Raw genomic sequence first — 14967 nt, forward strand, 5'->3', positions numbered from 1 at the left:
TAGTCTTCTTTCTTTCCAGTATTCCATTGTTCATATCGAAACCCAAGCTTTAAAGTTGAACCCGTATTATCAATAAAATCTTTAATGTTTATTTCAAGTTTAGCTAAAATATCTAGAAGATTAACAACTCCCCCCTCCCCAACTCCAACAATAGGAATCTCTGGTGCTGAAATTACTACAACCTCTACAGATTGATTAAAAATTTGGCGTAATCTTAAAGCTGAAAACCAACCAGTTGTTCCCCCACCAACAATACAAACTCGTTGTATGCCACGTAAATTTAACATTTTAATTTAATTCCCCCTGAAATAAAAAAGGCGGATTAAACCGCCTTTTTTGATTCTATTAAAATCAACACATTTTTAATGTACCGTAACAATTCGCTACTACATTTTGGACAGTTCCTAATGGGACATCTTGTAAATTTGCATAAGCAGTTCTACCAGCCAAGTTAATATCAGGAATCGTTTTCTGTAATCCTCCATTAACTAGCGCTTCAATCCCTTCTCGGCTATTCACACTCGTTTTATTTTCCTCCCGGCTTAACCATGCACTAATTGAGTTCGCAATTTGAGGATAAACTGAACTGATATCAACAGTTTTTCCTGCCGGAGCTTGCAAATACCCTAGATCGAGGGGATTTTGAAATGACATCCACCATCCTGGTTGAGCAATATCCTGCTCCTCAGCACCAGGCCACTTAAGTGCTTGTCTCTGCAAACCTAAATAAAATCCCCCTCCATTAATTGGGAGATTATGTAGATATCCTAAGTTTTCTTCAAAATTAATATTTGCACTTAAATTTTTAATTTTTGTTTCCATTTGGATATAAATTTCAGAGACATTAATAATGCCTAATACAGATACCGGTCGATCCAACTTCAATTGAATTTTACCAGAATCTTTATTTATAACAATATCATCAATACTGGTTGTGTTTACGTTCCGAATTGTCGCAGATTTCATACGTTGACCTGTAATTATTGCATCTGGCACATTAAATTTCGCTTTTAATGATGGAATACTTAGGCCTGTTGTATTCGCATGACCTGGTAAGCTTGTAAAACCATTATAAGGCTCTTCACCACAACCTCCAGTACAAAGAGCTCCTAGAATATCAGCGTAAACCATTCCTCTTAATACTTGATCACCCGCTTTACCAAATATTGTTGGTGTAGTCATTACTTCACCTGAAGTTGCTTTTGTTTTAACATAGCCACTTAATGAGTTAATACCATTAGGAATTTTATTACCACTGCTATCAACTAGATCGTTATCACCAATCGTTAATAAGCCCAATGCATCTTCTGCACTCAAACGTAAACCAACCACCTCCCTTGTAGACGCTTGCCCTGGATTTTTAATCGCAAACTCAATGAATGGGTTCGTTAATTTCGCGGATGAACTTGCTCGTTCTTCTCGAGTCATAGGCAGTAAAGCTCCATTACTATCTAATTTCACGCCGCTTAAACCAACATCCTGTAAATCAATATCACATCCATCTGCTCCATTCGTACCGCCACACCCCAATTGTAAGCGCTTGATATTTGCATTTAATTCCAGCGTTGCTTCCATCCCTAAACGATAAAAACCAATATTAGATGCCCCTCCATTTCTTAATCTTTCAGCATTTGCTGCATCAGCTGGAGCAATATAGGATAAACTCATCAGAGCTTGGCCTTGTGTCGCTGCCAGCTCTTCGTCATTTAGAGGTCGTAACTTAGAGTCAATAGCATGAACATTTAGGCTCCCCAACATCAATAAGGCACCTGTTAAAAATTTTAAATGAAACATTTCACACCTCATCCCTAAGTTAGTTAGTAAAATTACCATTTCGAGGCACAATACTTAGACTACTGTTTAGTCTTCCACCTGTAATCGCAAGTTCACCTAAACGTTTACTTGAACCTGAAGAAGGAGGATAAAAGTTTATATCTCTGGCTCTAAACACATCTGCTGCATTTTTATCAGGGTTAAAGTTAATTGCCGTATTAAAGCTAACAACACCCTCTCCAGAACTATGACGACCAATAACAATTGAGTTATTAAATGCCATTTTACCCATTAAATTATCCAACCCAATCGTTGAACCATCAACAGGATCACTAATTTGAATTGTGTTATTTTGATTCTTATCTAAAGATAAATCACCGACAATATTCAAACTACTTCCAGTACCATCTGCTCGATATTCGCCATTTGGAATCAATGAAAAATCCATACTACCGCCAATACGAAGCTTTACTCCTAATAGAACATCGTTTGAAAGTGAAAAATTATTAAGCGGCACTTTATTATTTGCAGCTACAGCGCTACAACCAGAATTTGAAACATTTTGTACACAACGGCTATATGTCGTTCCCGGTAAGTAACCTGCCGCAACTTGAGCTGCTGCTACAATTAGCATATCTTTAAGGCTAACATTCAAACTGCCCTTTTCAACACCAATACTTCCAGTTCCCTTAATCAACATATCAATATTACGCAACCCCATGTAGTAATCAGTAGGTTGACCGTTCACCTTTTTCCCATCGATTACCATAATTGAAGTTGTTTTCGCTCCATCATCACTAACCCCTTGAGTACTCATTGCCAAAGAAAAACCTAAACGTGGTGTTTTTTGTCCAACAGCCCCAATAACAACCTTATTTGAAGGTGACTTATTATATCCTTTATAATCAGTTGTATAAGCGTATGCCGTAGACGCATCAACATTTGTACCGAAGAGTGCAATATTTGCATTAAGATTGTAAATAGGTAATGCTAAACCCCATTCATTTAATGTTGTGCCATTTTGCCCATCATGCTCAACAATATTTGGAACACTATTGCCAAAAGCATCATTTGTTCTGGCGCTATTTGTGAAACGACCTCGTCTTGAAATCGCCTGAAACTCTGAACCACGAATTGCGACTAAGAGGCTATAGGGGTTTTGATTTATCTGAATACCATCAGGTGTATTCGTATAAATATATTGAATATAGTCATTATTATTAGTTAAAAAATTTCCGTTACCAAAACGGCTAGTTTGAAACGACTTATTTGCTGGGAGTAAAAGCGTTTTGGTATCAGCAAGATTAATATAAACATTACCGCTATCAAATGAACCTCTATTTGTAGCTACAAGGCCAGTTAAATTACCAAACTCAAAACCATACGTATTTAAACCAGCATTACCAATTTCTAAAGTTGTTGCCTTACCATCAGAACCCAACATCAAATCATTATCTTGGGTAAACTCAGCCGCCATACGGAAAGCTATACCCGTTTTCCCCATAATATTTTCTCCAGCGGCGGATGTAATGGGGTTGTTGGCAGCTAAACTTAAATTTGTACTTGAGTTATTAACTTTCCCGACAATATTACTATTATCTGCATTACCATAATTCAACCCAGTGTAATCAGGATTATTCTTACCATCGGCATTTAAACCACGCAATTGCAAATATCCATTGACCATTCTCCCACTTGCACCCACTCGAATCAAACCAGTAGCATTTGTTGGGCTATTTGTCGTATTTAGAGTGTACGGTGAATTTTTATCCACATTTTTATTAAGCATAAATTCAAGATTTAGGCCTGCATTAGTTGTTGTTGTTCCATTAGGAGTTGTGGAGGTTGCATCTCCATAACTTCCATTATTTTTTAAGTTTGCAGATGCGGAATCAGGTGTACGTCTAAAATCTACATATCCATGTGTTGAATCTGGAGCCATATTTATTGTTGCTTTACTTACACCATCTGCATTCGTTTGTAATTTAAAACCACCCGATGCATCAATAAACATCACACCTTTGCCTAAAAAATTAAAGTTAAAGTTTTTTAAAATTAATTGATTCAGCTCACCACTTACATCTTTCTGCCCTAAATATATATTGGCATTTTTTAAGCCTAAATCAAGAACCGCCTGTTTGTCTTTACTAAAAAGCCCATCGCGTGTTTTAAAAGCAATATCAATCACAGAACTTGTCTGCATTGCTACACTTCCAATAGGTACACCACAACGCTGACTACTTTCTGTATCACAAATATTGAAATTATCTATAGTAATCAATGAAGGGTTAGTTGATAACATTAAATCTAAACCAGTTTTACCTGTATCAGCCCCAATACCGCTACCAACATTAATTTTATAATCCGTACCAGGGGTTCTATTTGCTATAGCCAAATTAGAAACATTAGCATTAGTCGCTTTAATTTTAAAACCTTCGGCAGTTGCTCTTAATGTTTTTGTATATGCCTTATCTGTACTCCCTCTTCCCGCATCATCCTCCCAGTAAAATTTATCTACATTAATTTCATCATAAGAGGTTGCAATATGGACACCATCCTGACCATTTACACTCCGTAGAGCATTATCATCTAAACTCTGTAGAGCATGAGCAGAATTAATCAAAAATATGCTTGCAGTAAGAGTATTTAGTACAAACAATGTCAAATTGTGATTTTGATTATTTTTTTTCATCACTTCAGTCCTTTGAAATTCATTCCAACTTAACAACGTGGGTGGCTTCCATCACATGCAAACATAACGACATTCCCTTGTATTGCAAGATTGCCATTCATCATTAATCCAGTGAATCCTGTTTCACGACCAAGACCGGCATTTGTTGGGTGTTTACCATCGAATGTGTTACCTGTATATGTATAACTACCTACCCCAGCCGCTGTGGAAACTAGATAACCTGGAATATTATTTGCACCTTCATCTGCTACACTATCTTTTTCAATCGCAAGTGACTGGTAACCAAAATTACGGATAAGTATTGGGTAATTGCTACTATAACTAAGTTGAATTGCTGGCTTTATTTGTACTTGTCCCGCATCATTATTATAAACTAGATCAACTCCATCCAAACCTAATTTCTGAATGTTTACAGTTCCTTGGATTCCTTTAAAAACTAACCATAGTTTGTTTCCACTAATATCATCAGCTCTCCAAACACCCGAACCTGTTGTGGTTTCCTTCAAATAACGTTTATTTAACGATAAACCTAAACGACAAAAACGTAAATCCGTACATAATGCTGTATCAAAATCACCATTCATACCTGTCTGATTGAGTTGCAAATTTAATGACAGATCTGCTCCGGCTTGTCCTCGAACCTCAGCCATAGCTTGACTATCTAACACTTGTAAACCGGCATGAGTCATTAGACTTGATAACAAAGACACACCTAATAAAAATGTTTTTTTCATTACTTCTGCCTCTTTACTATAAGCCTGTTGTTGTCATTTTGAGATGCTGAATTAACAACCCATCTATTGCAGCTGAGCCAAAATTATTTGACGGGGCTGTTGCTTTTACAGGAGCTATTGTTGGAATTCCACCATTAGGATTAAGTATTGGATCTCTAGGGCTCGTAATATTAATATTATTAGAATATGTCGTTCTATCTACATTTTTCCAAGCATCAAAAGCCTGCCAGTTTTGATTAAAATATCTCCAACTATAGCCTTGACAAGAACCTAGCCAGTTTGTTCCACCACTACAATATCGTTCATATCCTGTTGTCCAATTACGATTTTGTTGTTGGACTTGTTTATACTGTTGATCATTAACTACAGTTCCTGACTGCAAAGCACCAAAAGAAATACCAACTGCTTCTGCACCACTATAAGCCGTTAGCTCATTTTTTGCTGAGTTGTAAACTGTTGAACCAATTGTAATACTACTATGCGTTGCAGTTGATCCTTGATAATTATTTGAAAGTGCAGTTACTGTTCCTGAAGGATGCTCTCCACAATAATGAACATTACATGTAGAACCATAATAACCACCATTAAATTGCCAAGCAGAAGGATCAGAAGCCGTTACAGGTCGTGAGTAATTTGTGTAGATTTTTTTATAAATACTCTCTTTATTTGGAATACGTGCAATTTCTAATGATACATTGCGACCATCATCAGCCACTCCTAAAACTAGAGGTTGATACAAAGATCCCAATACAAGGTTGGTATTAAGATTATAGATATAAATAGCTCCATCATTCACAGATGGATCTCTAAATATAGGCGCTGTTCCACCATTAATAGCTGGTGTTGTTAAGATATTACTATCTGTTGTTTCTTGCGTGCCTATACGTAATATTTTACCCGTCGTCGGAGCTCCCCACGTTGTAGTCGTGCGACTTGTTCGGGTTAATACTTGTTCATTTTGAATACAATCGCCACGTGAAAAAGTTGATAAATTTCTTGCATCAGGACTTGTACCACTAACACCACACCCACCTGAAGATGCAAAAGCAGGGGCAGCACCAATTGTTGCTAATGCAGTTGGAACTGTATAAGTATTTGTAGCAACAGGACTTGCTTCCACCCATACAGCATTTGCTGTTGCTGTTGCACGTAATGTATCACTTGGTCCACTATTTAATCGTAGTAATCCATTTAAACCTAAAGTTTCATTGTAGAACTTACTCATTCCACCTGTGCTATTTGAACCACCTAATGTTTGAAATATTTGGATGCGGCTACCATTAATTCCAAAACCATCCCATACAGCATTCAATCGAAGTCGATTTGCTCGTGTATTTGTATTATCCGTTGTACCATTCAACTCACCAAGGTTAAATTGATTACCTGTTGCTGCCATATTTTCTGCAACATTTGGATTACGAACAAAAGCATCAGCCCATAACCCTAATTTTAAGTTATATGCATCTGCTCCATCTATAGCATTAGTTGGTAACACTTTATTGAAAAGAGGTGCTTCCAGAGCCAAATACGTTACTGCCCCTGTATCCGTATTTCTAACAGGTGTTGTTCCAGATACATCATCTGGTGTAAAAGTTGGCACTCCGCTTTCCGTAGCGACTTTTAATATCCAAGGGTTAGTTGCCGTTCCCCAACTTGCAATCCCAGAAGTGTTATTAAAACGGTTATTAGCATTTCCATTAGCTTTAGATAAAGCCAAACCGTATAAAAACAAGTCTGCCTTGCCTACAGCTCTATCTAGCGAACTAACAATACCATCTTTATTTGTATCAAGTGACTTTTGAGTCAAAGGCCCTACCGGAATATATCGAATATACCCAGTATCAGTAAAATTTAAAGGAGTACTTCCATTCGCTAATGGATTCTCTGCTCCATTAAAACGAAAAGAAAAATCCCGAGGCAAAAAAGCAATCCCTTCACCAGTGGTTTCACTTAAAACATCATCGGAAATTTCTTGTAGTGCGAAAATAGATTGACTTACGCATAAGCTAATGAAACTTGCTAAAACAGTTCTTTTGAACAAAACCGTAGAAGTTAATCTAGTCATCTTGACCTTCCTATTACCTGATGCTCCGCATCATCATTCTTTTTCTAACATCCTTTTTTGAGTGATGCCCTACAAACTATAGGAAAACCGTATTTACGCTTCACTCAAATGCAGACAATCTGCCTACATAATCTCATTCTTCATTATGCTGATAATTTACACAAAAGCAAAATAATTTAGGTAAACGGCGTATTTTCCGATGAGTGAAAGAAAAGATGAACGCTCTTTAAATTTTCTATACTAATGATTTTTATCTGCTTATTAATTTCCCATAAAGTAAAATTTCAGGATCTGTCAAATCCAGATCATTGTTGCAAAATGTAATTACCAGATTGAACTCTAGTTAGGCTACGATTGACACTACTGTACGCAAAACCCTGCTCAACACTTCTCAGATAAAATCAGGTGCTAAATTCGCAACTAAAATCTCCACCCAATGCCAAACTGCAATCGAGGTTGCTGATCCTTGTCGCTTTTCGCAGCTGAAGTATTTCGCCATGCAAGTGTCGCATTATAGTCAAAGTCTTGATAGCCACCGCCAAAACCAATCCCTGTACTTGCCAAATTGCGGGTATTTTTATCGTTGAGATATGGATTTTTATTTTGCTGTATTCGTCCAACATCTTGGAATAAATAAGTATTTAGCCATGGTGCTAGTTGATAATAAAAATTAATCGATGCCCCCCAACCTTGATCTCCAAGTCCTTCTGCTGCTGGATAAGCACGCATTTGGTTCAAGGAAAATTTCTCGGCGGAATCGAGGTTCTTAGATGCAAGTTGTCCATATAACTCACTGGTCAACCATGAAGATGCTGTTAATCTTTGCTGTCTGGAAAGCTTAAGTTCATATTTATTGAAACTGCCTTGGGTCTTTGCAGATAAGCGATCGATATTCAAAGCCGATGGGCTTTGTATGTTCAGATTGCCAATCGTCGTGATCAACTCAAATTGATTAATACCACCTTTGACATCTCCAATTCCCCAATCATCCATTCGGCTAAAATTGAGTGAGATCCGACTCGCCTCTATCTGTTTGGATGTCTCTGTATTTGTGGCCGCAATTTCATCAAATAACTTTCTTTTTTCAGCCAGCAGCTTCAAATTAAGATTCGTCTTTTGACTTCGGATCAATGGATAAGTGAGATTTACATTATAGTTTTCAGAGGTCCCTGTCGCATCCAATTGCTTAAATTGTTCACCCAATTCATATTCAGTTCTACTATAACCACCGCCCAGCCATAGACCCGTTCCTGTTACAGGAAATCGGACATTTACACTTCCTGAAACCAAATCTTGATTACTTCCGAGTAATTGAGCAGATAGCTTCTCTCCATATCCCAATAAACTATTACTTTCGATATAGCTTAAAAGTCGATATTTTCCTGTATAGCTACTTCCAGAGTTATCAATCCCAATTCGTCCGAGCCAAGTTGGCTGTCCAAGAATATCCAAAACAAGGTCTGTTTGCCCAATCTGTTCGCCAGCCTGTAGGTTTGCCTGAATTTGCCCAACACCGGCTAGATCTGAGATAAGTAGCAAGGTCTGATTACTTTGCTGTTGTTGTAACGCCTGATGATGAGGAATTTGATCGGTAAAGCGCTTAATGGTTATATCTTTAATTTTAGACTGGTTATTTAAAAGAACTTGACCAAGTTGTCCTTCGAGTACTCTGATCACCAATATTCCATTTTCTAGTTTTTGTTTCGGTAGATAGGCTTTCGCCAGAAAGTAACCCTGCTTTTTATAGTATTGGGTGATTTTTTCTGCGCCAAGCTGTAAATCAGCAAGTAGATTATTTTTATTTTCCAGTGATTTGACTAAATCATGTAAAACTGCTGTAGCAATTTGTTGATTCCCTTCTATCTGGACTTTTGTGACCCCAATAGGGGTTTGATCCTGACTGTAATTTTGCTGCGATGAATCAGCGCCAAAGTACTGTTGGTCTGTTTTTGGTGTTTCTTTGAATTGTTCAGGACCTAATTGCTTGGTAATAGTGCCACTATCAGGAATCACAACGTCTGCATGAACAATAGTAGAAGCAACGACTAGAATACTAGCTCCTCTCATTACCTGTAGAAGTATTCTCTTGTACATCCCTACTTGTTTATATAAATAAAATTTCATTATTTCTCTAAATTTAATCAATATCTTATTATTTAAGACCAGAGGCTTAAGTCTCTGATCTTATATCTTAATAATCTCTTTTAATCTTAATGATTATAACGGAGCCATGGGGTCGCATTATCTTCATCAATCACCCATGTCGAGCTTGAATTTGGGTCAGAAGCATCGGCAATATCCCAACCTGAAAAGGTCAGAATTTTTTGCAGCTCAGCGGTGGTTTTTCCTGTACCACCCGCGCTGGTATATTGACCTGAGGTTTCATTATTCCAGTAGCTATTAATGACTATACCATTAGCATAAGGGTCATCTCCAATGAGCCCCCCGACATGATTTACCCCAGTTACAGCGCCATTTGAATAACTATTTTCAACCGTTCCAATATTATATCCAATGAGCCCTCCGACAGAAGTCTTTCCTTCCACAGTGCTGGTTGAATAAGAATTTGTCACAATACCATCGTTATTGTGACCTATTAGACCACCTACGTTGGTATTACCTTTCACTCGCCCAGTCGCATAACTGGCATTGATAATATTATCTGGCGCATTTCCCCCAACAAGACCACCTATATGTTGGCTTTCAACAGCATCACTTGCAATCACATCACCTGTCGCATAGCTATTATTGATATATAAACGTGGTGTTTGATCAGAACCTCTATAAACAGTTGCACCAACCAATCCCCCTAAACCAAACAGGCCGCTAACTTTACCTGTAGCATAGCTTTGGTCAATATGATGTGAGCTGTTTTCCTGAGCACCTAAGAATCCAATTAATCCACCTGCACCCGCAAATCCAAGTTCTGGATGCCAATTTCCATTTACATATGCACCAGATAAAATATTCCCCGTAGCGTGACTATTATAAATACCTTGCCCACTACCCACTAAGCCTCCTGCTCCCATACCTCCTGTACCATTAGGATCAAGACTTTGTTCTTGCTCTACAGTCATTGTAAAATCAGGTAAAGAAATATTGCCTGCAGCATAACTATCATAAATAGGGAATACACTTCCTCCTGCTAATCCGCCAGCACCAAGAATGCCTTTCACATCCGCCTCAGAATAACTTTGGCTAATTTTACCTAAATTAGTATTAATATTTTGCCCACCTGCAGCTCCAATTAGCCCCCCAACATAAAATAAACCATCAACTTTACCGGTACTATGGGCATTTTTAATGTTGCCACTTAAATGTAGTCCTGTGAGAGCCCCCATATAAGCATGTCCTTTGATTGACACATTGGTAAGGCCAACATCTCTTAACTCACTGCCATAAGTAATGCTAAACAATCCTTGAGGAATCGCAACCTGATCATTGATTGGCCCCCAATTGGGTCGAGGTTGATTAATGGTTAAAGCGTCAATTTTGTGCCCTAGTCCATGAAAGTTTCCTTGGAAAATTGGAGCTTCTGGAGGAATGCCTCCTTCAGGTATTTGTTGAATACCTCCATCGACTTTTACTGGTAATTGTCCAATCGCATCAAAGCCTTTCCCGTTATTCCAATTCACCGTATCTGATGCATCAATATTGCTACCCAAGGCATAATTCCCGGTCAGGTTATTGTTCATCCCTTGTAGCGTATTGATATTGGCATCACCTTCTTCACCTAGATCATTAATCACAATGTAGGAACTTCCATTAATCAACAACGTCGGTGATGAACCGCTGATATTAATCTTGGCACCATTATTTAAGTTGTAATCCGAACCAGCTCCATAATTCATGGCGAGTTTGGCTTTATCTCCACTTAAATCCAAATCACTATTAAAGTTAATATCTTTAGTTGCGGTTAGTGTCAGCGCAGTATTGGCATTCCAACTGCTTTCGTCATTGATATTAATATTGCCTTGGCCTTCTGCTGTACCCATCGCATTCAAAGTGACATTGCCTTTGTTTAAAGCATCACCCAAAGTGGTACTGCTGACACTGCCACCAAAGAAATCGACATCGACATTTTTGGCTTTCAGTTCCCAGCCACTGGTGGTCGGCGGTAAGCTGCTCGTACTATTTCGCTGAGTGGTAATGTTGGTGCCTGAACTGACATGAACCTCTGCCGCAGAAGTTTTAATCTGCCCACCATTGCCTCCGTTCGGAGCTGATGCATCTAAGGTACCGCTGACATTCACGGTACCACTGCTTAAATCACTGCCAAGCTCAATCACGCCACGGACATTATTCACCGTTTGTGCTTGGATCACCCCAACACTATTCACCACCGCATTACTTAATTCATCAATCCCTTTTGCAGTAAGGATCACTTTACCGCCATCGGCCTGAATCATTCCACCTGAGTTAATCAAGGCCTGTGCTTTACCTTGATTAATGGTATACCCCAACAAACTACCATTATTTAGATTCAGGGTAATATCACCGCCTGCTGCCAATAATACATTGCCTTGCGGTGCTTTGATCGTACCTGTCTGTTTTACTGTTGGCGCAATTAAGGCAACCGTACCGCCTGTAGGTACAGTAATTTTGCCGCGGTTCTCAACGGTTTTGTTATTGGTAGGGTTGTTAAAATTAAATAGATTGTTATTAAAATCAGCATTACTCAGGTTTAAAGTCGATGCCACTAAACCCGCGGTATTCACCTGTGAGGTACTGCCAAATAACACCCCATTCGGGTTAATAATAAACACTTGTCCATTGGCATTTAACTGACCATTTAAGTTGGATGCACTTGTACCTGTGACGCGGTTTAAGGTAATCGAGCTGCTATTCGGTTGCACGAAATTCACAATTTCATTGCTATTGGTGGAAAAGCTACTCCAGTCAATTGCAGCTTTTGCGGTGGACTGGTTAATCGTGGTGGTGGTACCTGCGGTTGAAATGCTCGCTGTTCCAGAGCTAACCACGCCACCTGTTGGTCCTGCAAATACAATACTTGCACTCAGTACATTCATCGCAAAGAATGCTGCTAGTTTTGCTGTATGAGCAACTGAGCTTTTAGATTTGATTTTTGTTGTTGATTGCGTTGCAACAACGCCACCTTTGGCCTTCTCACTCACGGCTTGCCAGCAAAGATGTGTCGCATTCCATACCACTTGATAGATCTTATTCACAATTATCCCCACCTGTTCTTAATATTTTAAAAAATTGCGATTTATTTTTAGCATATCTTTTTTATTATTTGATTAATTTGTATATTTTCCTGACCAATGGTTAAAACATCATCAAGCAATCGCATAAATCACAGGTGAGTGCTTATCCTGAATTTAAAGAGAACGAGACGTAGAACATTTTATTTAGATGGATAAATCTAATTGATTAAAAATAAGGAAATACTAAAAATTTAAGGATTATTATTCGTTAAAAACGATACGATTTATGATGATGTGATAAGCATTATATTTAACTTTTACTGAGAGGGTATTAACCATTGACCCGATGATCAATGGTTAAAAATTTTAACGATTAATAATTAGGTCTTCGGTAAAGTCACACCTGTTTGACCTTGGTATTTACCACCACGATCTTTATATGATGTTTCACACACTTCATCGCTTTCAAAGAACAACATTTGTGCAACACCTTCACCTGCATAAATACGCGCTGGCAAATTGGTTGTATTTGAGAACTCTAGGGTAACATGACCTTCCCACTCAGGTTCTAACGGCGTTACGTTTACAATGATTCCGCAACGCGCATAAGTCGATTTACCCAAACAAACCGTAAGAACATTTCGTGGAATACGGAAGTATTCGATGGTACGCGCTAAAGCAAATGAGTTTGGTGGAATAATGCACACATCAGATTCGATATCGATAAAGCTTTTATCATCGAAGTTCTTTGGGTCAACAATCGCTGAATGAACGTTGGTAAACACCTTAAATTCGCGCGCACAACGGACATCGTAGCCATAGCTCGATACCCCATAAGAAATCAACTTTTCTCCGTTTTCATCAAAACGAACTTGATTCTCTGCATAAGGTTCAATCATGCCGTGTTTTTCGCTCATTTCACGAATCCAACGATCAGATTTTATTGCCATGACTTTTTATCCATAGACGAAGTTAATAATTGGCGAGTACTTTAACGTAAAATGGTATCAATGAAAACAACAGCACTATCCTGTTATGTGGATAACGCTGTCAAAGTTATAAATTGATTAATGCTGAGTAGCTAATTGGGATGGCAAAAGCCATAAGTACGACAGATGCAGTACGCTGTAATTTTGATTGAGACAACCATGCAACTTTATTCGTTGCTAACATGGCACCAACTGAAATCCAGAATAATGCAATTGGCAAAATCAAACCGACAAAAGTACTCATATGTGCCATATAAATCTCTTGGCTTTTCCATGCTGCAACAGGAAAAATCGCTGAAGCAAATAACAGTGCTTTAGGATTCAACAAGGTCGCACATAGCAATTCTCTAGGTCGAATCGTGGGTTGATTTAAAGCCACTTCTTGGTTCGCAGTGCGCCATAATTTAATCGCAAGAAAGACGATATAACCCGCACTTAATAATTTCAAAAAGATAGGCAATGCAGGTAAAGTTGTAGAGACTTTACCAATCAGCATGCCCCATGCACTAATTGCGATGATATAACCAATTGCTTCTGCTGGAATCAAGAGTAAAGATTTGCGTAATCCAACTTGAATACCCGAAGATGCCAATAAGGTATTGGTAGGACCAGGCGTCAACAGAATGGTAATGACTAAACCAATAAAGAACCATGAAATCATTGAATGACCTCACTAGGAGATCGTTTCAGATTAATCCAATTCATAAGCCATAGCAAAAAATTAACTGTAAACAGTTATGACCAAATACAAGTTAAACAACTGTTTTATATTTATTTTATAAATTTCAAGCCTACTCTACTCAACAGTCACTGCATAAAAAGCGTCTATTTAAAATACAATAAATGTAACCTATCCATTTTGGGCTGATTTTTAGTGCAATAATGTCTGATGTAATTTTAAGTTTTCACTAAGTAAATCGTGTTATTTTCTATACAATTTCCTGTTTATCTGTCCTATTGGGTCTATTTCCGCATTTATGCCTAAGCAATTCTTTCACAAGTGGCTGCCTTCATCAGAGAAAGTCGCGAGCTTAAAGCTGATGAAAATTTTTGGCGATCGCGCCTTAAATCCATTGCTTTGGTATGTGAATCGTCGCTCGATTGCAAAAGCCATGTTTATTGGCACCTTCTGGGGGATTTTACCCGTCCCCTTTCATAGTCTGTTTATTATTCTGACGGTATTATTTTTTGAAGTAAATTTACCAATTGGCCTCTGTATGGCTTGGCTCACCAATCCTTTTACCGTGGTGCCAATTCTGTATTTAGGCTTTTGGTTTGGGACAAAAATTTATCACGTCAATATGATAAACAAAGAGATGCTACTTGGTGTTCTGCATCAAATTCTAAACTGGATTAAGAACTTTGGACATGGTCATATTGATTTTAGTTTGGCCAAAATTTTAGTTTCAGGTCTAATCATTGAAGCTGTTTTATTTGCCATTTTATTTTATCTAGCGACTCACCTGATGTGGCGCTGGATCGTGATTCGCAGCTGGCGCAAACGAGAAAAACAACAGAGAGAAGAAACCATTTAAATGATTTCTTC

The 14967-nt window shown here is 38.2% G+C and carries 10 protein-coding genes; 1 reads left to right on the plus strand and 9 read right to left on the minus strand.

The window, feature by feature from the left end:
- The 9 genes from WA352_RS12175 to WA352_RS12215 form a co-directional block, all read right to left on the minus strand.
- Positions 1–287 (minus strand): tryptophan 7-halogenase (locus WA352_RS12175; protein WP_336142730.1); only part of this gene is annotated, 287 nt, incomplete at its 3' end.
- A gap of 64 nt (positions 288–351) precedes the next feature.
- On the minus strand, positions 352–1794 hold the full coding sequence (locus WA352_RS12180) for a hypothetical protein (protein WP_033134398.1): 1443 nt from the start codon (positions 1792–1794) through the stop codon (positions 352–354).
- Between the two features lie 19 nt (positions 1795–1813).
- Positions 1814–4465 carry a DUF6160 family protein gene (locus WA352_RS12185; protein WP_033134420.1) on the minus strand — a complete coding sequence of 884 codons (2652 nt, stop codon included), beginning with the start codon at positions 4463–4465 and terminating at the stop codon, positions 1814–1816.
- 29 nt (positions 4466–4494) lie between these two features.
- Complete coding sequence (locus tag WA352_RS12190; RefSeq protein ID WP_033134397.1) at positions 4495–5199, minus strand: DUF6160 family protein; 705 nt, start codon at positions 5197–5199, stop codon at positions 4495–4497.
- Between the two features lie 16 nt (positions 5200–5215).
- Positions 5216–7264 carry a hypothetical protein gene (locus tag WA352_RS12195; protein ID WP_033134396.1) on the minus strand — a complete coding sequence of 683 codons (2049 nt, stop codon included), beginning with the start codon at positions 7262–7264 and terminating at the stop codon, positions 5216–5218.
- A 420-nt stretch (positions 7265–7684) separates the two neighbouring features.
- Entirely contained in the window at positions 7685–9388 is a 1704-nt protein-coding gene (locus WA352_RS12200) for a ShlB/FhaC/HecB family hemolysin secretion/activation protein (RefSeq protein WP_033134395.1), read from the minus strand.
- Between the two features lie 86 nt (positions 9389–9474).
- Positions 9475–12453 carry a two-partner secretion domain-containing protein gene (locus tag WA352_RS12205; RefSeq protein WP_241345196.1) on the minus strand — a complete coding sequence of 993 codons (2979 nt, stop codon included), beginning with the start codon at positions 12451–12453 and terminating at the stop codon, positions 9475–9477.
- Positions 12454–12812: 359 nt separating this feature from the next.
- Positions 12813–13382, minus strand: a complete 570-nt coding sequence (gene dcd, locus WA352_RS12210) for a dCTP deaminase (RefSeq protein ID WP_003653416.1) — start codon at positions 13380–13382, stop codon at positions 12813–12815.
- Between the two features lie 106 nt (positions 13383–13488).
- The gene (locus WA352_RS12215; RefSeq protein WP_004804846.1) at positions 13489–14082 is read right to left on the minus strand and encodes a LysE family translocator; all 594 of its coding nucleotides are present in this window, start codon (positions 14080–14082) and stop codon (positions 13489–13491) included.
- A gap of 316 nt (positions 14083–14398) precedes the next feature.
- Here WA352_RS12215 and WA352_RS12220 point away from each other — a divergent pair, with 316 nt between their 5' ends.
- On the plus strand, positions 14399–14956 hold the full coding sequence (locus tag WA352_RS12220; RefSeq protein ID WP_032858878.1) for a DUF2062 domain-containing protein: 558 nt from the start codon (positions 14399–14401) through the stop codon (positions 14954–14956).
- Positions 14957–14967: the final 11 nt, after the last annotated feature.

This window comes from Acinetobacter sp. 102 (genome assembly GCF_037028485.1).
Taxonomy (GTDB): Bacteria; Pseudomonadota; Gammaproteobacteria; order Pseudomonadales; family Moraxellaceae; genus Acinetobacter; species Acinetobacter higginsii.

What these genes read in the sequence shown, in the direction of transcription:
- WA352_RS12180 (WP_033134398.1), bottom strand. Translation starts at nt 1,794, where the DNA reads ATGTTTCATTTAAAATTTTTAACAGGTGCCTTATTGATGTTGGGGAGC.
- WA352_RS12185 (WP_033134420.1), bottom strand. Translation starts at nt 4,465, where the DNA reads ATGAAAAAAAATAATCAAAATCACAATTTGACATTGTTTGTACTAAAT.
- WA352_RS12190 (WP_033134397.1), bottom strand. Translation starts at nt 5,199, where the DNA reads ATGAAAAAAACATTTTTATTAGGTGTGTCTTTGTTATCAAGTCTAATG.
- WA352_RS12195 (WP_033134396.1), bottom strand. Translation starts at nt 7,264, where the DNA reads ATGACTAGATTAACTTCTACGGTTTTGTTCAAAAGAACTGTTTTAGCA.
- WA352_RS12200 (WP_033134395.1), bottom strand. Translation starts at nt 9,388, where the DNA reads ATGAAATTTTATTTATATAAACAAGTAGGGATGTACAAGAGAATACTT.
- dcd (WP_003653416.1), bottom strand. Translation starts at nt 13,382, where the DNA reads ATGGCAATAAAATCTGATCGTTGGATTCGTGAAATGAGCGAAAAACAC.
- WA352_RS12215 (WP_004804846.1), bottom strand. Translation starts at nt 14,082, where the DNA reads ATGATTTCATGGTTCTTTATTGGTTTAGTCATTACCATTCTGTTGACG.
- WA352_RS12220 (WP_032858878.1), top strand. Translation starts at nt 14,399, where the DNA reads ATGCCTAAGCAATTCTTTCACAAGTGGCTGCCTTCATCAGAGAAAGTC.